This is a genomic window from Halopseudomonas sabulinigri (assembly GCF_900105255.1).
Taxonomy (GTDB): Bacteria; Pseudomonadota; Gammaproteobacteria; order Pseudomonadales; family Pseudomonadaceae; genus Halopseudomonas; species Halopseudomonas sabulinigri.
In genome coordinates, this window is the sequence record NZ_LT629763.1 from 2,170,625 (window position 1) to 2,189,928 (window position 19,304).

Here is a 19,304-nt window from a genome sequence, read left to right on the forward strand (position 1 = left end):
CCTGCCGCCTGCCACCCACGCCAAGCTACAAAGCTGCGACGCCTTTGGCAGCCTGCCGAGAAAACACCTCTGCCGCTTGCATAGCACTAAAAAACCGCCGCCTCGACGAGCTCAAAAGTATTTCTGTACTGCCTGCGGACTGACCCCGAACTGACGGCGAAAGGCAGTGGCAAAATTGGCGGCACTCGAGTAGCCCGCGAGCCAGGCCGCCTCAACGATACTGACACCGCCACCCAGCAGCGCAGTACGTGCCAGTTGCAGTTTGTGCTGTCGCTGATAAGCAAACACCGATACCCCACGAGCCGCCTGAAACTGGCGTTGCAGGGTGCTGGCACTAGCGCCCGCCGCCGCCGCGATCTGCTCCAGCGACCAGCCATCAGCCTCGCCACTGTGCAATAACTCCAGCGCACGCTGAACCAGCTTCTGTTCGTGTGGACGCTGCGTTTTGGGCGGGCTGGCGGCCTGGCCGGTGAGTTGCGCGATCACCCCGTGGGCCAGCTCCAACGCCCGAGACTCCTGTTGCAGATGTTGCAGCAGGCTGTTTTCCGTCGCCTGGTTAAGCGTCAACTCGACCAGCGCGAGCAACCGCGCCGTAGGTACCCAACGGCGCATCGCCAGGTGCTGACTCTGCGGGTCGACCAGTGCGCGCAAGCTGTCATGCGAATCAAAGCCGCCACTTTCAAACCACTCCGGTGTCAGGCAAACCGACAGCTTGCGGATATGCGTGCCACGCTGGGCCTGGCGGGTGAAAGTTGCCGGCTCGGTCAATGCGACGGCAATACCCTCGGGACGCTTGGGACTGGCCGCGATGCTCAGTGAGCGATCGTCGTAGCACACAGCGCTATGGCCGGCCATGAAGAGCACAAAACTGAGCCGCGGAGCGACTTCCACCTGGGTGGAAAAGTCGTGCAGCTCAATACAGTCGGAGCAGTGTAGCGATAGCCCCGAGCGCAGCCGCTGCCAACTCAGCCGGCCCTTGAACAGGGAGTCGTGCGCAGCGCCGCTTTCGCTTACCCGCACCGGTGCACCGATGCGGCGCGACAAATCACCCGACCTGACCAGCTCTTGCTTCGCACCCATGCCCTGCTCCTGCTTTGCAGCCACTTTTGCCCACCGTGCAAACAAGATTGACGCTGGCGCAAAGCGAATTATTGAAACTCTGTGACAGACTACTCGCCGAAATTCGCACATGCAAATAGTTCGCATTACCACTATCATGTTGAACGCTCACAGAGGAACCCCCATGCAACCTTCAGCCAACCGCAGGCTCCTGCGCCCTAGCCGTCTTTCCCTCGCCATACTGCTCGCGCTGGGCAGCCATCAGGCGTCGGCAGCAGAAGACGTGATCGAGCTCGATAGCATCGAGGTGCTGGGTACCGCACAGGAAGAACTGAAGCAGGCGCCAGGCGTTTCCATCATTTCCGCCGAAGACATCAGCAAGAACCCGCCCGCGAACGATATTTCCGAGCTCATTCGCAAGCAGCCGGGCGTCAACCTGACCGGCAACAGTGGCTCCGGCGCCCGTGGCAACAACCGGCAAATCGACATTCGCGGCATGGGCCCGGAAAACACCCTGATCCTGATTGACGGCAAGCCGGTGTCCTCCCGCAATGCCGTGCGTTACGGCTGGCGCGGTGACCGCGATACGCGCGGCGACTCCAACTGGGTTCCGGCAGAGCAGATTGAGCGTATTGAAGTGCTGCGCGGCCCGGCCGCCGCACGGTACGGCAACGGCGCCGCTGGCGGCGTGCTCAACATCATCACCAAGGGGCCCGGCGTTGAACACCACGGCGACATGACGGTGTACATGAACTTCCCCGCGCACGAGGAAGAAGGTGCCAGCAAGCGGCTCAACTTTGGCCTCAACGGCCCCTTGACCGACAAACTGGCCTACCGCGTGTACGGGAACCTCAGCAAGACCGACATGGATGACGCCGACATCAACGAAGGCCACACCATACCCGGTTACGCCACCGCCGGGCGCGAAGGGGTGCGCAACAAGGATATCAACGGCCTGCTCAGTTGGTATCTCACCGATGAGCAGACGCTTGATCTGGAAGCGGGCTATAGTCGCCAGGGCAACATTTACGCCGGCGACAGCATGAACAACGTCGACTCTGCCGGCCTCAACGCGCTGCGTACGCCCTGGCTGGGCCGCGAAACCAACATCATGTACCGCGAGAACTACGCCGTTACCCATCGCGGCGATTGGAGCTTTGGCAGCACCATCAACTATCTGCAGTATGAAAAGACCCGCAACCGCCGTCTGCAGGAAGGCTTGGCTGGCGGCCCTGAGGGTAGCATCCTGAATGGCAACTTTGGCACCATCGAGCTGGATACTACCACCGCACACAGTGAACTCAGCCTGCCGCTATCCGGCCTGGTGGATCAGGTCGCTACGGTCGGCGCCGAGTGGGTCGAGCAACGCATGGATGACCCCTTCTCCAACAACCAGACCACCACGGAGGCGGGCGATGTGCCCGGCCTGACCAATGGCGCGCGCGACACCGAAAGCTCCGCGCGCATTGCCTCCGTGTTCGTTGAGAGCAACATGCAACTGCGCCCCGGCACCATCCTTACACCCGGCCTGCGCTTCGACCATCACAGTCTGACCGGCAGTAACTGGAGCCCCTCGCTCAACCTGTCACAGACATTGGGTGACGAGTTCACCCTGAAGGCCGGTATCGCGCGCGCCTACAAGGCGCCCAATCTGTACCAGACCAACCCCAACTACCTGCTGTACAGCCGCGGCAATGGCTGCTGGGGCGGCAGCGGCGCCTGCTATTTGATGGGCAACGAGAATCTGGACGCTGAGACCAGCATCAACAAGGAAATCGGCATCGAGTTTCGCCGCGACGAATGGGTCGCCGGTATTACCTGGTTCCGCAACGACTACAAGAACAAAATCGAATCCGGCCAGAGCGCCATCGGCAGCGCCAGCGGTGGCAGTAATCCGGCCTATGCCGATGCGGACATTTTCCAGTGGGAGAACGTACCCGAGGCCATCGTCGAAGGCTTCGAAGGAACCCTCAACGTGCCGCTCGCCAGCATGCTCGACTGGAATACCAACTTCACCTACATGCTGCGCTCGGAGAACCGCGAAACCGGCGAACCGCTGTCGATCATCCCTGAGTACACACTGAACTCCACGCTCGACTGGCAGATCAACCAGCCCTGGTCAGCCCAGGCCACCGTCACCTGGTATGGCAAGCAGGAGCCGGGCAAACTCGATTACCAGGGCAACGACCTGAGCGGTGACGCGCGCCGTTCTGTTTCCCCTTACGCGCTGGCCGGATTGAGCAGCCAGTACGCCTTCAATCAGCATCTGAGTGTAACGGCTGGCGTGAGCAACCTGTTTGACAAGCGCCTGTACCGTGAAGGCAACGCCAATGTGGCCGGTGCCTACACCTATAATGAGCCGGGCCGCACTTTCTACACCAGTGTCAGCACCTCGTTCTGAGGCGGCCACGCGACAGGAAACCAGCATGATGCGTTTTCAGGGACAGGCCGACACTGCGTCGGCCGCACTTTACATGAACAAGCTGTGCAAGCACTTTGCGCACAAGGTCGCGGTCAAGGTTGATCAGCAGCAGGCGCAGGCCGACTTTCCGTTCGGCCACTGCACCATGCTCGCCACCCACCAGCAATTACAATTCGACTGCACGGCAGCCGACCTCAAGGCCGCCATACAACTGCGCTTTGTGCTCGATGACCATCTGCAACGCTTTGCCCGCCGCGAAGCACTGCGCATTGAGTGGGACGCGCAGGCGCTGCCTCCCCTATCGGCAGCTGAGCCAACTGAGGAGCCATCCGCATGAAGCCACTGGCGCGCTGGCTCGGCCTGCTGCCCTTGCTGGGTCTGAGCAGCGCACTGGCCGGCAACAATGATCACGCCGGCTGGCAATCGGCACAGCTGGCCTACAGCCTGCAACGCGACGTCCACTCGGAGATCACTGGCCGCAGCTACCGCATCTTTGTTTCGGCGCCACAGGTGCCGGCCCCGGCTGAGGGCTTTCCGGTGGTGTATCTGCTCGATGGCAATGCCCTTTTTGCACCGCTGGCCATGCAGGCACGCGGCGAGGATCTGCGCGCCGCGCGCAGCGGCGACACGCCGGTGCTGATTGTTGGCATCGGCTACCCGGTTGATGAACTCTACGACCTGCCTGCGCGCGCCGATGACTACACGCCGCCCAACCGCCCAGGCACCGCCAACCCGCCTACCCGCCAAAGCAACGCGAGCCTGTTTCTGCGTTTTATCGAGGAGGAACTGAAACCGCTCATCAACGCCCGATACCCCGTGGATACCGCGCAGCAGACTTTATTCGGCCATTCCTATGGTGGGCTTTTCACGCTGTATACGCTGTTCAACGCGCCACAGAGCTTCCAGCATTACGTGGCCGCCAGCCCGTCGATCTGGTGGCAACAGCGCAGCGTACTGGATGCACTCACAGGGTTTGAGCAGCGACTAAAGACGCAGGGCGGACCGCGCACGTTATTGCTGACCGTGGGTGATCGCGAGCAGCCCAGCGGACCGGCGCAAGCGGATGACCAGCGCCAGCAACTGGTACGCCAGCGCCAGATGATCAGCAACGTCTCCGCACTGGACGCCAGGCTGCAGCCGCTGCAGCAGGCCGGCCTGAGCGTGCAGACCAGGCTACTGCCGGGTGCCGATCATGGCGACAGCGCCGTCTTGACCAGTCTTGAGGTGCTGGCTACCGCACGCGGCACGACCGCGCGCTGAGCCGGTTCAGTCGGCGGTCTTGTCCTTGATCACGGTGCTCACGCCATTGTTCTTGACCGACTCGATGCCAGTTTCACAGTTGCGCGCCGCCGCGTACATCTGGCTGGTGCCGATGATCTGGTGATTGGCCGCCTTGAGGTTGAAATAGTGCTTGCCGTTCTTGGCTTCCTTGCGTTCAAAACGTGCATCGTCACTGCAGTTTTTCTGCACCGAGGCAATGCCGTTGTCGGCGCTGGCGCGGGTCTTGTATAACTCGCTGGTGAGAATGGTTTCTGCATTGCCCGCCTTGAGAACAAAGCGGAACTGCCCGTCCGTACTTCTGCTCAACTCGTACCATCCAGCCATAACAGCACTCCTTTTTGACAACTGCCCGTCAAAGGCACCTCTGGGCAGTATAGTCAGGCAAAGCAGCTCGTCCCGAAAAAAGCCCTGTTGCGGCTAAGTCAGTAGGCTCGCACCGCCAGTCGCGAGCGAAAAACGCTGCTGCCTTCGCCAATGCGCGGGCGACGTGCCGCTCCAGCGCTTGAAGGCCCGCGAGAAACTGGCCGCTTCGGTGTAGCCCAATTGCTGGGCAATGGCATCAAGCCGCAGATCGGTATCACGCAGCAGCTGCTCGGCCAGATTGCAGCGCACGCGGGCGTCGAGCAGCCGAAAAGCATGCCCTTCCAACGCCAGGCGCCGGTGCAGGCTGCGCTCGGACAGCCCCAGCAATCCGGCGACCTCGACCGCGCCCAGACTACCGCCGGTATGACTCAGCAACGCCTGCATGACCTGGCGCGCCAGCGGCGTATGGACCTCCTCGGCGCTGGCACACAACTGCTGGCACAAGCTGGCGCAGGCGGCTTGGGTCATGCTGTTGGCCAGCGGCAGCGGCGCGTGCAGATCGGCTTCAGCGATCAACATGGCGTTGCGTCCGGCCTGCAGATCAACGCTGCACCCGAAGTACTCGCGATAGCGTGCCAGACTAGCCGGCTGGCTCAGGTTCAACTCGACTTTCAACGGCACAAAAGGGCGCTGCAGCAGCTCGCTGAACACCCGTAACCAGGCGCCCAGGCCACGCTCGATGACGGTAGCTCGCGCATCCGCTGGCAGCACACTCTGATCCAGCGTGAGGTACACGCCCTCGGGGTCTGGCTGCAGGCTGACCGGACAGATCGATAACGACAGCGCACGAAAACGACTGCTGACCTCCAGCGCGTCGGCCAACGAACGGCTGGCCAGCATGGTGTAACCCAGCAAGCCGAGGCTGGTGAGGTGATAGTGCTCGCCCAACAGCAGCCCCAGCCCCGGCTTCGGGCAAGCGGTCACCAGATTGCGAACCACCGCCAGTTCTTGCCACAGCTCTATGCTATCGCCCGCCTGCAACCCTGCCGGGCTGATACCGCTGGCCTGCAGGCAAGTCTCGTGAGCGATCCCCAGCTGATCGGAGGTCACCAGCAGGTAGTGCACGTTGGTGCTGTCACGGCGCTCGCGCCAGTTCATCGCCCTCCTCCCGAAAACTTTGGCAGAAATTATCACGTGTTGGCAGTTTTAATCATGGCTGAGCACAGACGCTTACTGCAAGCTTTGGTCATCGCCCCAACAACAATCACAGAGGTGAAAACCATGCCTGAATTCTTCTACACTCACGCCGGCAACAACCAAGCGCGCGCCAGCGCGTATTTTCGCGTCAGTCCGGTCGCCGGTTCCCTCGGTGCCGACATCCACGACATCGACCTGAACAACCTCAACGAACCCGGCCAGGCCGCGCTGCGCCAGGCGCTGATGGATCACGGCGTACTGTTCATTCGCGACCAGCAGCTCAGCGTTGAGCAACTGGAAGCGGTAACCCAGCGCTTTGGCGAGTTTGGTGTCGAGCCCTACGTCAAACCTATGCCCGATCACCCGCACGTGGTGCACGTGGTGAAGGAGGCCAGCGAGCAGACGCCCATCGTGTTTGGCGGCGCCTGGCACTCCGACTGGTCGTTTCAGGAGCGCCCACCCGCCTTCACCCTGCTCTATGGCAAGGATGTCCCGCCCAGCGGCGGCGACACCCTGTTCAACAATATGTATCTGGCCTGCGAGTGGCTGTCCGACACCCTGCGCGATACCTTGCGCGGGCTCGATGGCGTGCATAGCCCCGAGTTTGGTTATGGCCCCAACGCCAAGCACAATGCCGGCTTGGAGAGCATGAAAATTGTTTATGGCGAAAGCGTGGAGAAGGATGTGCGCCGCCATCCGCTGATTACCCGCCATCCGGAAACCGGCCGTGAAGTACTGTTCGCCAACCCGGTGTATACCCTGGGCATCGCTGGCATGAAGGCCGAAGAGTCCCGTCCACTGCTGGATTATCTGTTCAGCGTGGCCACCGCACCGGCCTTCACTTGCCGTATGCGCTGGACGCCCGGCACCCTGGCCATCTGGGACAACCGCTGCGTCTGGCATCAGCCGGTATCCGATTATTTTGGCGCGCGCCGCGAGATGTTTCGCACTACAGTAGTCGGCGAAAAACCGACCCGAGGGAGCGCCAAATGACCACCACCAGCCAAGCTGTTGAAGCCGCCCGACTGCTACTGCAAGCCCGTGCCGATAAAACCCCCTGCGCCTCTATCGTGGAACGCTGTCAGATTGACGATCTGACGCAAGCCTACGCCGCACAAAGACAGTGGCAGCAGCTCAGCCTGGCGCGTGGTGATCGCATCGCCGGCTACAAGCTGGGCGTCAGTAACCCCAAGGCACAAGCTGCGCTGGGGCTCAACGGGCCGCTGCAGGGTGTATTGCTGGCCAGCGCGCAGCGTCAGGCTGGCGCGACCCTGTCCTATGCCGACTTTCTCGCGCCGCGTGCGGAGATTGAAGTGGCGATGGTCTTTGCCGAAGCGCTGAGCGACCCCGAGCTGGACCGCAGCCAACTGGTCGCAGCACTGCACGCGATAGTACCGGCACTGGAGATCTGCGATTCCGCCATCGCCGGCTGGCCGAAAACGCTGTTCGACGCGGTGGCCGACAATTTGTCGTCCGGCGGTTACCTGCTGGGCGAGCCGCAACGCAATTCGACCGGTATCGATGTCAGCGCCCTGACCGCCACCCTGGAAATCAATGGTGAGCAGGTAGCCGAGGGCAATACTGGCAGCGCCATGGGTGATCCGATCGACGCCTGCTTATGGCTGGTGCGTGATCTGTTGCGCAAAGGCGGCGGCATCAAGGCCGGCGATATCATCCTGACCGGCGCGTTGACCGGGCTACACCCGATTGCAGCCGGTGATCAATTGACGTTGCGCATGGGCGAGCTGGGTGAGGTGAGCTGTCGCTTTGAGGCTTGAGGATTGGATTGCAGATAAGAAAAAACCCCGCCGAGGCGGGGTTTTGCAGAATAGATCCTGATCATCCGTAATGGCATTGCCTCTCCGAGGCACTGTCCCTATTCCCTGTTGTTTGGGTCGCTTCCTGCGGTGCTCCTAGCGAAGTTGATACTACGCAGGTTCTCAGGAAGTGCCCATAAGTCATTGTCATCACAGCGTGTAAGCATTTGCTTACATTTAAGCTGCCCGGCTCAGACTGAGCCGGGCGCTTGCTCAAAACTGCGACGCGTCCAGTTCGAACAGCGGCTCACTGCCGGCACGTACTGACTCGCTCAGCGAGTGGATACGCGGCAACAGACGCTTGACGAAGAAACGCGCGGTGCCCAGCTTGGCACTGTAGAAACCGGTCTCATCCGCACCAATCTTGGCCAGGGCTACCTTAGCCATCTTCGCCCACATATAGGCATACGCGGTGTAGCCAAATACATGCAGGTACTCGACAGAGGCAGCGCCCACTTCGTTCGGATTGCTCTGGCTGCGCTCGATCACTTCCGCGGTCAGTGCCTCCAGGTTGCTCAGCGCCTTGCCCAGCGGCTGCACAAACTCGGCCAGCTCGTCGCCGCCGTTGTCTGCCACAAACCCACGCACCTCCTCGGCAAATACCTTGAAGAACGCGCCACCGTTAGCAACGGTTTTGCGGCCCATCAGGTCCAGCGCCTGAATGCCGTTGGTGCCTTCATAGATCTGCGCGATACGGGCGTCGCGCACCAGTTGCTCCTGCCCCCACTCACGGATGTAACCGTGGCCACCGAAGACCTGCTGGCCGTGCACACAGTTCTCGAAGCCAACGTCGGTGAAGAACGCCTTGGCGACCGGCGTCAGCAGGGCAACCAGGTCTTCACCTTTTTTCTTGGCCTCCGGCTCGTCAGCGTACTTGCTGATATCCAGTTGCATGCCCACGTAGGTAGAAAACGCGCGGCTACCTTCGGTCATCGCCTTGATGGTCAGCAGCATGCGCCGCACATCGGGGTGCACGATGATGGGATCGGCGGCCTTTTCGGGCTGCACGGCGCCGGTTGGTGCACGGCTCTGAATACGCTCGCGGGCGTAATCCACCGCGCTCTGGTAGGAGGCTTCAGAGCAACCGATGCCTTGAATACCGATCGACAGGCGCTCGTAGTTCATCATGGTGAACATGGCGTTGAGGCCCTTGTTCACCTCACCCACCAAGTAGCCGCGCGCGGAATCAAAGTTCATCACACAGGTGGCCGAGCCCTTGATGCCCATTTTGTGCTCAATCGAGCCACAGGTAACCGGGTTACGCTCACCCAGCGAGCCATCGTCGTTGACCAAGAACTTGGGCACCAAAAACAGTGAAATCCCCTTGGGGCCAGCCGGCGCGTCGGGCAGTTTGGCCAGCACCAGGTGAATGATGTTCTCGGTCAGGTCGTGCTCACCGCCGGTGATGAAGATCTTGGTACCGCTGACCAGATAGCTACCGTCGGCCTCAGGTACGGCCTTGGTGCGGATAATACCCAGATCGGTGCCGCAATGCGGCTCGGTCAAACACATGGTGCCGGACCAGACGCCCGCGTACATGTTGGGCAGATAGGCCTGCTTGAGCTCTTCACTGCCGTGAGCGTCCAGCGCGAGACAGCAGCCGGCGGTCAGCGCGGGATAAAGGGCGAAACTGTTGTTGGCGCCGTAGACCATTTCTTCAACCTGCACGCCCAGCGTCTTGGGCATGCCCAATCCGCCGTACTCGGGGTTGCCGCCCAGTCCAACCCAGCCGCCCTCGGCGTAGGTCTTGAAGGCTTCCTTGAAGCCCGCGGGCGTGGTGACCACAGTGTCGTTCCACTGTGCGCCCTCTTCATCGCCACTGCGGTTCAGCGGTGCGATGGTATTGGAGGTGATCTTGCCGGCTTCTTCCAGCATCGCATCGGCGGTTTCCGCATCAATGGCGCCATCCAGACCCGGCAGGCTCTGCCAGAGTGTATCGGCGTCGAATACCTCATTGAGTACGAAGCGGATGTCGCGCAGGGGGGCTTTGTAATCGGCCATGAAAATCTCCTCATCAACAGGTGCGCCCGGACCATACCGGAACAGGATCGGGATTGTAGCGCGACAACGAAAAAACCTATAGCGTCTTTTTATGACTTTTTAATGCTTATCAGTCACGCAAATGACGCAACGCCGTTCTGATTGATTCAGCATGGCAGGAATTACCCAATCTGCTCGCCCAGCCCCTACGAGCAGCCACAAAAAAGCCCCGAACCAGTCGGGGCTTTTCAGCTACTGCGTGCAGCTGTGCTTAGAACTGCTCGGCCGTCATTTCCATCAGGCTGTCGGCACCCGCATCCAGCGCTTCTACGTGCGCCTGCGCACGCGGCAGCAGACGCTTGAAGTAGAAGTTCTGGGTAGCCAGTTTGGCCTTGTAGAAGTCTTCTTCCGAAGTGCCGGCATCCAGCTTCTGCTGAGCGACCATGGCCATCTTCAGCCACATAAAGGCATGGATGACGTAACCGGAGAACATCAGGAAGTCCATCGAGCTGGCGCCCACTTCTTCGCGGTTCTGCATGGCACGGCCAGCGATACGCTGTGTGATCTCGCCCCACTGCGCATTCAACTGGTTCAGCTTGGCCACTTCGGCGGAGAACTGGCTGTTGCCTTCGTTGGCCTGACAGAACTTGTGAACCTGTTTGGTGAAGGCGGTCAACAGCTTGCCCTGGCTACCCAGAACTTTACGGCCCAGCAGGTCAAGCGCCTGAATACCGTTGGTGCCTTCATAAATAGGGGCAATGCGGCAGTCACGCATCTGTTGTTCCTGGCCCCACTCGCGAATGTAACCGTGGCCGCCAAACACCTGCATGCCCAGGCTGGTGGCTTCAAGACCGGTTTCAGTCATAAAGGCCTTGCAAATGGGCGTGAGGAAGGCCAACTGAGCTTCAGCACTGGCCCGCTCGTCTGCATCCTTGGCGTAATGCGCCTTATCCAGCAACTGGGCGGTGTAGTAAGTCAGCGCCCGGTTGCCTTCGTTAAAGGCTTTCATGGTCAACAGCATGCGGCGTACATCCGGGTGCACGATGATCGGATCAGCAGCCTTTTCAGGCGCCGCCGGGCCACTCAACGCACGCATCTGCAGACGGTCCTTGGCGTAAGCCAGAGCCGACTGGTAAGAGGCTTCACCGTGACACAGACCCTGCATACCGGTACCCAGGCGCGCGTGGTTCATCATGGTGAACATGCAGTTCAAACCTTTGTTGGCCTCGCCGATCAGGTAACCGGTGGCATCGTCAAAGTTCATTACGCAGGTGGCCGAGGCCTTGATACCCATCTTGTGCTCCAGCGAGCCACAGATCAGGCTGTTGCGCTCGCCCTTTTCGCCGTTGGCGTCCAGCACGAACTTGGGCACGATGAACAGTGAGATACCCTTGGTGCCGGCAGGCGCGTCGGGCAGCTTGGCCAGCACCAGATGGACGATGTTCTCGGCCATGTCGTGCTCACCGCAGGAAATGAAGATCTTGGTGCCGGTAATCTTGTAACTGCCATCCGCTTCCGGCACGGCACGGGTCTTGATCAGGCCCAGGTCGGTACCGCAATGCGGCTCGGTCAGGCACATGGTGCCAGTCCATTCACCGGGGATCAGCTTGCTGAGGTACTGGTCTTTCTGCTCCTGAGTACCGTGGGCACTGATAGCCGCGGAGCAGCCGTGCGACAGGCCAGGATACATGCTGAAGGCATAGTTCGCAGAGGCAACCATTTCGCTGATAATCAAACCCAGCGAGAACGGCAAACCCTGACCGCCGTACTCTGCCGGCCCGGTCATAGAGCCCCAGCCGTTGTCCACATACTGGCGGTAGGCTTCCTTGAAACCCTGGGGCGTGGTCACCACACCGTTATCGATATGGCAGCCTTCTTCGTCGCCGGTGCGATTCAGGGGTGACAGCACATCGCGGGTGAACTTGGCGCCTTCTTCCAGAATGGCATTGACCAGATCCGGCGAGGCATCTTCCAGCCCATAAGCTTCATAGCCAGCGGCAAAGTCGAGCACTTCATCCATCACGAAGTGCATGTCACGCAAGGGGGCGTTGTATTCGGGCATGTTGGCTCTCCAAGGGGCAGCCGGACCATACCGGCGGCAGCTATTCATACAGGTGTTTGAACACTAGGGATCTGCTGGGGCAAGGTCAAGATGTCACAGGCACCATTACATCGCTTGATGCACGACCATAACACAGGGAACATGACCCAGCGGTCATGCGTTAGCATGGCACCCACACTTCAAGACCTGCGCCGCTGCGCAGAAGGATGTCCCTTGCCGCTGCTTTCAGACCTGCACTTCGACAATCGCTTTGCCCGTCTGGGCGACACCTTTTCGACGCGGGTCAGCCCCGAGCCCTTGAGCAACCCGCGGCTGGTGGTCAGTAGCGCGAGTGCCCTGGCCTTGCTTGACCTGGACGCGGACGAAGCACAGAGCGAACTCTTCACCGAGCTGTTTGCCGGCCACAAGATCTGGAGCACGGCCGAGCCGCGCGCCATGGTGTACTCCGGCCATCAGTTTGGCGCGTATAACCCCAAGCTGGGCGATGGCCGCGGCCTGCTGCTGGGCGAAGTGGTCAATCAGGCCGGCGAGCACTGGGACCTTCACCTGAAGGGTGCCGGCAGCACACCCTATTCGCGCATGGGCGATGGCCGAGCCGTATTGCGTTCCTCGATTCGCGAGTTTCTCGCCTCAGAAGCGCTGCACGCTCTGGGTATCCCGACCAGTCGAGCGCTCTGTGTCACCCTGGGAGACAACCCGGTCTATCGCGAGCGGGAAGAGCGCGCCGCCATGCTGCTGCGCCTGTCACCATCACACATCCGCTTCGGGCATTTCGAGTACTTCTATTACACCCGTCAGCACGGCGCCCTGCGCCAGCTGCTGGATTTCACCCTGAGCAGCTGCTATCCCGAGTGCCTCGGCGACCCACAACCCGAACTGGCCATGTATCGGCAGGTCTTGCAGCGCACGGCCGAGATGATCGCCTGGTGGCAGGCCTACGGTTTCTGTCATGGCGTGATGAACACCGACAACATGTCGATTATGGGCATCACCTTCGACTTTGGCCCCTATGCCTTCATGGATGCCTTTGACATCCATCACGTCTGTAACCATTCCGATCACGAAGGCCGCTACGCCTTCCATCGTCAGCCCGCCATCGCGCAGTGGAACCTGGCCTGCCTGGCGCAGGCGCTGACGCCCTTTATCGAGGTTGATGTATTAAAAGCTGAAATAGCCACCTTTATGCCAACATTCGAGCTGCACTATCTGCGCCTGATGCGCCGCCGTCTTGGCTGGGGAGGCAGTGAAGAAGGTGACAAGGCGCTGATCGAGCAGTTGCTGCAACTGATGCAGGACAGCGGCAGCGACTTCAACCTCAGCTTGCGGTTGCTGGCCGAGGGCAAGGCCCAGGTGCGCGATCACTTCGTTGACCGTGACGCCTTTGACCGCTGGCAACGGCAGCACCAGCAACGCCAGGGTAGCCCCAAGGTGCAACAGGACGCCCTCCTGGCCAACCCGGTCTACGTGCCGCGCAACTATTTAGCGCAAAACGCGATCGCCGCCGCCGAGCAGGGCGACTTCAGCGAAGTACGCAAACTGCATGACCTGCTGGCAACGCCGTACAGCGCGCGCCCGGACTGCGCCGACTATGCCGCCGCACCGCCGGACTGGGGCCGCCACCTGGAGATCAGCTGCTCGTCTTGAGGCAGGGCGAAGCGAGACTGATTTTTATGCTTTTTTAGAATATAAAAATCAGTTTTTGTACTTGGACAAACCTAAAAATCCCTCTTAATGTGGCGCCCAGACGGGGTCCGACAGTTGGAGCCCCATACCTCACACGAGATTCGGGTATCCATGAGCTGGGATTCACTGCCATTGATCGGCGTTGCGCTGCTGTTGTGCTGGGTCTTCTACGCCTTCGCGCGGGAAAAATTCAGCCCGGATGTGGTGGTCGGCATTGCTGTAGCCATCCTGCTGGTCAGCCAGCTGCTATCGCCCAGCGACGTGCTCGGCGTGCTCTCCAACAGCGCGCCCATCACCATCGCCTGCATGTTCATCCTGTCCGCCGCGCTGGAACGTACCGGGTGCGTTGAAACGCTCGGTAACTGGCTGTCACGCATGGGCGGCGGCAGCCCCTGGCGTACGTTGTTCAGCCTGATGATGACGGCGCTGCTGCTGTCGACCTTCATCAACAATACCCCGGTCGTCGCCATCCTCACGCCGGTAGCCATCGCCCTGGCCACCCAGGTCGGCAGCAAGCCGTCGAAGATGCTGATCCCGCTGTCCTACGCCACCATTCTGGGCGGCACCATGACCATGATCGGTACCTCGACCAACATTCTGGTCGATGGCGTGGCCCGGCAGATGGGTATGGAGCCCTTCGGCATGTTCGACATCACCTTGCCTGGCGCCATACTGGCACTGATCGGCATGGCGTTCATTCTCTTGATCGGCCATCGCCTGCTGCCGGAGCGCGAGAGCCTGTCGCGCCAGCTGCGCCCCGACCAGGCGCGCACCTTCATGACCGAGCTGCTGGTACCGCATGATTCACCGGTCATCAACCAGACCATCAGCCAGGCGAACCTCAACGGCAACAGTGGCCTCAGCGTGCTGAAGATCTTTCGTGGCGACGACGAGCTGTCCACGCCACTGAACGACACCCTGCTGCGCGCCGGGGACCGCCTGGTGCTGCACACTACCATGCGCGACTTTGTCGAGCTGCGGCAGAACGGCCTGCTGGCTTTCAACCGCGAAGACAGCGCCAGTTTCGAGACCATCTCGACCCGCGACGTGATGCTGGCCGAGGCGATCGTGGGTCGCAACTCGCGTTACAGTCACCGCCCCATGCGCGATCTCAACCTGACCGCACGCTACGGCATTCACGTACTGGCGATTCACCGCCAGAACGAGAACATTCAGGACAACCTGGATGAGTTTCAGCTGCAGTTTGGCGATGTGATGCTGGTGGAAGGCACCCCCGCACAGATCAAGAAATTCGCCGACAACGGCGAGCTGATCAGCCTCAACTCGGTGCAGGAGCGCGCCTACCGCCGCGACAAGGCGCCAATTGCTATCGCCGCCGTGGTCGCCGTGATGGTACTGGCGGCGCTCAAGGTGATGCCCATCGAAGGCCTGGCAATGATTGCCGCAGCCCTGGTGGTCGCCACCGGCTGTCTCGACACCGAGGATGCTTACAAAGCGATCGACTGGCGCATCCTTACGCTGATCTTCGGCATGTTGGCGATCAGCATCGCGATGAACAAGGTCGGCCTGGTAGACACTGTGGTCAGCCACGTGATGACGCTGTCGCCGCTGTTGGGGCCGCTGTTCATGCTGTCGTTCATCTATCTGATGACCTCGGTACTCACCGAGGTCATCAGTAACAATGCGGTCGCGGTGCTGGTGACGCCGATTGCCATTGGCGTGGCGCAGCAGCTCGGCGCCGATCCACGCCCCTTCGTAGTGGCAGTAATGTTTGCCGCCAGTGCCAGTTTCGCCACCCCGATCGGCTACCAGACCAACACCTTTGTTTACAGCGCCGGCGGCTACCGTTTCAGCGACTTTATGCGTATTGGGGTACCGCTCAACCTGCTCATGTGGGCCGCCGGAACCCTGATAATCCCGCTGATCTGGCCGCTGTTCCCCTGAAGCCAGGGATGGAGAAACGCAGCGCAACAAAAAAGGCACCCGCAGGTGCCTTTTTTGTTGGCCGTACGATTACTAAGCTTCGATATGGTCGTGCAACGCCATGAATTGCTGCGTCAGTTTGTGCCGACCATCAAGGAAGATCAGCGGCGTGGAAGCCTGGTGCGACTCACGCATGCGCACCGAACTATTGAGATAGACCGGCAGCACCGGCAAACCTTCCGCGATCAACTCATCGAGAATCTGCTGTGGCAAGGCGGCGCGCGGCTGAAACTGGTTAACCACAATGCCTTCTACCTGCAGATCCTCGTTGTGCTCTTCGCGCACATCCTCCAGCTCGGCCAGCAGACCGTAAAGTGCCTGGCGCGAGAAGGCATCGCAATCGAAGGGAATCAGTACGCGGTCGGCGGCTATCAGCGCGGACATGGTGTAAAAATTGAACGCCGGCGCGGTATCGATGTAGATACGCTCGTAACTGTCTTTCAGGTCCTTGAGCAGCTTGCGTAACTTCTGAATCTTGTAGCGCGACTCCAGCTTGTGCTGCAGGTCAGCCAGTTCCGGGCTACCCGGCATAAGCCAGAGGTTTTCAAACGGTGTTTCCACCACAAACTGCTCGGCCTTCTTGCCGAACAGGCTGCTGGACAACGTCTGCGAGAAAAACTCGGCGATCGTGGTATCGATATCGGCCATACCCTCGCCCAGCAGATAGTGGCTGGAGTTGGCCTGCGGATCCAGGTCGATCACCAGTGTCTTGTAGCCAGCTGCGGCACTGACTGCAGCCAGGTTACAGGCAATACTGGATTTGCCGACCCCGCCCTTCTGGTTGAAAACCACCCTGCGCATACGCCTCTCCTTGTACCTGTAGCTGTTGGTAAGCAACCGACTGAGTATCGGGCCCGGCGCGAGGCCGGGCAAGCCTTGTCAGCCGACGATAGCAGTTGAATCGTGATAAATCGCTGACATCTCGTGCACCGCTTCGATGAAAGCACCGGCGTGGGCAGGATCGACCTCGGGGGTGATACCGTGCCCCAGGTTGAAAACGTGACCACTGCCCTTGCCGTAACTGGCCAGGATACGCGCCACCTCGGCGCGAATGGCCGCCGGCTTGGCGTACAGCACTGTGGGGTCCATATTGCCCTGCAGCGCGACCTTGGCACCGACCCGCGAGCGCGCCACGCCGATATCCATGGTCCAGTCCAGGCCAAGGGCATCGGCACCGGCCTCGGCAATGCTTTCCAGCCACAGGCCACCGTTCTTGGTAAACAGAATGACCGGCACCTTGCGGCCATCGTGCTCACGGATCAGCCCGGCAACGATCTTGCGCATATAGGCCAGCGAGAACTTCTGATAAGCATCGGCAGAAAGGTTGCCACCCCAGGTATCAAAGATCTGCACCGCTTGAGCGCCGGCCATGATCTGGCCGTTCAGGTAGCTGATCACCGAGTCGGCCAGCTTGTCGAGCAGCAAATGCATGGCTTCGGGCTGATCGTAGAGCATCGCCTTGGTCTTGCGAAAATCCTTGGAAGAACCACCCTCAACCATGTAGGTCGCCAGCGTCCAGGGGCTACCGGAGAAGCCGATCAAGGGCACACGACCATTCAGCTCACGGCGAATGGTACGCACGGCGCCCATGACGTAACCCAGGTCCTGTTCCGGGTCGGGCACGCTTAGCGCCTCGATGTCTGCCGCGGTGTTGACTACCTTGCGAAAGCGCGGGCCTTCGCCGGTTTCGAAATACAGCCCCTGGCCCATCGCGTCGGGAATAGTCAGGATGTCGGAGAACAGAATAGCCGCATCCAGCGGGTAGCGTTCGAGCGGCTGCAAGGTCACCTCACAGGCCATCTCAGGGTTAGTGCACAGCCCCATGAAGTCGCCGGCGCGCGCGCGCGAAGCGCGGTACTCAGGCAAATAGCGTCCGGCCTGACGCATCATCCATACCGGGGTGACATCAACCGGCTGGCGCTGCAAGGCACGAAGAAAGCGATCATTCTTGAGTTCAGTCATGGGGAGGGGATTCCAGTTACCGGGTCAGCGGGCATTGTACCGGGAATGCCGACAAAGATCAGGCACGCAGAAACAACAAGGGCGCCCGCAGGCGCCCTTGTTTTACGTACCACAGAGCAATTACAGCTCTAGATAGTCGAGAATGCCCTCGGCAGCCTGACGGCCTTCCCATATGGCGGTAACCACCAGATCCGAGCCGCGCACCATGTCGCCGCCAGCAAAGATTTTCGGGTTACTGGTCTGGAACTTGTACTGGCCTGCTTCCGGTGCCACAACGCGCCCCTGACTGTCGGTATCCACCTGCTTGCCGGCGAACCAGTCTGCCGGGCTTGGGCGGAAACCGAAGGCAATAATCACCGCATCGGCCGGCAGTACTTCTTCGGAGCCGGGAATCGGCTCCGGGCTGCAACGGCCGCGCGCATCAGGCTCACCCAAGCGCGTTTCAACCACCTTGACGCCCTCGACCCGATCTTCACCGACAATCGCAATCGGCTGACGATTGAACAGAAACTTCACGCCCTCGTCCTTGGCGTTCTTCACTTCCTTGCGTGAACCCGGCATGTTGGCTTCATCGCGGCGATAGGCACAGGCCACCGAGGTCGCACCCTGTCGGATCGAGGTACGGTTGCAGTCCATAGCGGTGTCACCACCACCCAGCACTACTACCTTCTTGCCTTTCATGTCGACAAAGTCCTGCGGCGACTTTTCAAAGCCCAGGTTACGATTGACGTTGGCAATCAGGAAGTCCAGTGCGTCGTATACACCAGGCAGGTCTTCACCGGGGAAGCCGCCTTTCATGTAGGTGTAGGTACCCATGCCCATGAACACCGCGTCGTACTCGGCCAGCAGCTCGTCAATGCTGACGTCCTTGCCGATCTCGGTGTTCAGGCGGAATTCGATACCCATACCTTCGAAGATCTCGCGGCGACGCGAGAGTACCGATTTTTCCAGTTTGAACTCGGGGATACCGAAGGTCAGTAGGCCGCCGATTTCCGGATAGCGATCAAACACCACCGGGCTCACGCCCGCACGCGCCAGTACGTCGGCGCAGCCGAGGCCGGCCGGGCCGGCACCGATAATGGCGACACGCTTGCCGGTAGGTACCACGTTGGACAGGTCCGGACGCCAGCCCATGGCGAAGGCGGTATCGGTGATGTACTTCTCGACGTTGCCGATGGTGACAGCACCAAAGCCGTCATTCAGTGTACAAGCCCCTTCGCAGAGACGATCCTGCGGACACACGCGGCCGCAGACTTCCGGCAGGGTGTTGGTCTGGTGCGACAGCTCGGCGGCTTCCAGAATGTTGCCCTCGGAAACCAGCTTAAGCCAGTTGGGAATGAAGTTGTGCACTGGGCACTTCCATTCGCAATAGGGGTTGCCGCATTCCAGGCAGCGATGCGATTGCTCGGACGCTTCCTCTGGTTTGAACTGCTCGTGGATTTCCACGAACTGCGTCTTGCGCACGCGCAGCGGACGCTTCTTCGGGTCTTCACGACCTACGTCAATGAACTGGAAGTCGTTGCTCAAACGGTCTGCCATATCTAAACCTCATCAGTGCAATGCCACCCACAGGTGCGCGCTGCTGAATCTCTAT

At 60.4% G+C, this 19,304-nt stretch carries 15 protein-coding genes; 7 read left to right on the forward strand and 8 right to left on the reverse strand.

The genetic code is table 11. The features are described 5' to 3' along the window. Positions 1-111 precede the first annotated feature (111 nt). Entirely contained in the window at positions 112-1,080 is a 969-nt protein-coding gene (locus BLU26_RS09760; protein WP_092286145.1) for a helix-turn-helix transcriptional regulator, read from the reverse strand. 163 nt (positions 1,081-1,243) lie between these two features. Between BLU26_RS09760 and BLU26_RS09765 the strand changes: the two genes are divergently transcribed. The 3 genes from BLU26_RS09765 to BLU26_RS09775 are packed head-to-tail and all read left to right on the forward strand — an operon-like array spanning position 1,244 to position 4,741. Beyond that, positions 1,244-3,460 carry a TonB-dependent siderophore receptor gene (locus BLU26_RS09765; protein ID WP_092286147.1) on the forward strand — a complete coding sequence of 739 codons (2,217 nt, stop codon included), beginning with the start codon at positions 1,244-1,246 and terminating at the stop codon, positions 3,458-3,460. Between the two features lie 25 nt (positions 3,461-3,485). Further along, positions 3,486-3,818 (forward strand): DUF2218 domain-containing protein, encoded by a 333-nt coding sequence (locus tag BLU26_RS09770; protein ID WP_092286149.1) that lies wholly within the window; start codon positions 3,486-3,488, stop codon positions 3,816-3,818. Next, entirely contained in the window at positions 3,815-4,741 is a 927-nt protein-coding gene (locus tag BLU26_RS09775; protein WP_092286151.1) for an alpha/beta hydrolase, read from the forward strand. Before BLU26_RS09770 ends, BLU26_RS09775 begins: the two co-directional genes overlap by 4 nt. A gap of 6 nt (positions 4,742-4,747) precedes the next feature. Here BLU26_RS09775 and BLU26_RS09780 read toward each other — a convergent pair whose 3' ends face one another. Beyond that, positions 4,748-5,086, reverse strand: a complete 339-nt coding sequence (locus BLU26_RS09780; protein ID WP_092286153.1) for a YegP family protein — start codon at positions 5,084-5,086, stop codon at positions 4,748-4,750. Positions 5,087-5,179: 93 nt separating this feature from the next. Next, complete coding sequence (locus BLU26_RS09785) at positions 5,180-6,223, reverse strand: AraC family transcriptional regulator (RefSeq protein WP_092286155.1); 1,044 nt, start codon at positions 6,221-6,223, stop codon at positions 5,180-5,182. Positions 6,224-6,346: 123 nt separating this feature from the next. Here BLU26_RS09785 and BLU26_RS09790 point away from each other — a divergent pair, with 123 nt between their 5' ends. Together BLU26_RS09790 and BLU26_RS09795 are read left to right on the forward strand one after the other, a co-directional pair. Then, positions 6,347-7,255, forward strand: a complete 909-nt coding sequence (locus tag BLU26_RS09790; RefSeq protein ID WP_092286157.1) for a TauD/TfdA dioxygenase family protein — start codon at positions 6,347-6,349, stop codon at positions 7,253-7,255. Then, positions 7,252-8,040: a 2-keto-4-pentenoate hydratase gene (locus BLU26_RS09795; protein WP_092286159.1), complete on the forward strand. Its 789-nt coding sequence runs from the start codon at positions 7,252-7,254 to the stop codon at positions 8,038-8,040. The genes BLU26_RS09790 and BLU26_RS09795 overlap by 4 nt, the downstream gene beginning before the upstream one ends. Before the next feature lie 252 nt (positions 8,041-8,292). Here BLU26_RS09795 and BLU26_RS09800 read toward each other — a convergent pair whose 3' ends face one another. Beyond that, a complete protein-coding gene (locus BLU26_RS09800) occupies positions 8,293-10,080 on the reverse strand; it encodes an acyl-CoA dehydrogenase C-terminal domain-containing protein (RefSeq protein ID WP_092286161.1) in 1,788 nt (595 codons plus the stop codon). Positions 10,081-10,330: 250 nt separating this feature from the next. Continuing rightward, positions 10,331-12,121: an acyl-CoA dehydrogenase C-terminal domain-containing protein gene (locus tag BLU26_RS09805; protein ID WP_092286163.1), complete on the reverse strand. Its 1,791-nt coding sequence runs from the start codon at positions 12,119-12,121 to the stop codon at positions 10,331-10,333. Positions 12,122-12,334: 213 nt separating this feature from the next. Here BLU26_RS09805 and selO point away from each other — a divergent pair, with 213 nt between their 5' ends. Together selO and BLU26_RS09815 are read left to right on the forward strand one after the other, a co-directional pair. Further along, entirely contained in the window at positions 12,335-13,765 is a 1,431-nt protein-coding gene (gene selO, locus BLU26_RS09810) for a protein adenylyltransferase SelO (RefSeq protein WP_092286166.1), read from the forward strand. Between the two features lie 150 nt (positions 13,766-13,915). Then, positions 13,916-15,709, forward strand: a complete 1,794-nt coding sequence (locus BLU26_RS09815; RefSeq protein WP_092286168.1) for an SLC13 family permease — start codon at positions 13,916-13,918, stop codon at positions 15,707-15,709. Positions 15,710-15,781: 72 nt separating this feature from the next. Here the strand turns inward: BLU26_RS09815 and BLU26_RS09820 are convergent, their stop codons facing one another. The 3 genes from BLU26_RS09820 to BLU26_RS09830 form a co-directional block, all read right to left on the reverse strand. Continuing rightward, a complete protein-coding gene (locus tag BLU26_RS09820; RefSeq protein ID WP_092286170.1) occupies positions 15,782-16,549 on the reverse strand; it encodes a ParA family protein in 768 nt (255 codons plus the stop codon). 78 nt (positions 16,550-16,627) lie between these two features. Then, on the reverse strand, positions 16,628-17,710 hold the full coding sequence (hemE, locus tag BLU26_RS09825; RefSeq protein ID WP_092286172.1) for a uroporphyrinogen decarboxylase: 1,083 nt from the start codon (positions 17,708-17,710) through the stop codon (positions 16,628-16,630). A 120-nt stretch (positions 17,711-17,830) separates the two neighbouring features. After that, on the reverse strand, positions 17,831-19,249 hold the full coding sequence (locus BLU26_RS09830) for an FAD-dependent oxidoreductase (protein ID WP_092286174.1): 1,419 nt from the start codon (positions 19,247-19,249) through the stop codon (positions 17,831-17,833). Positions 19,250-19,304: the final 55 nt, after the last annotated feature.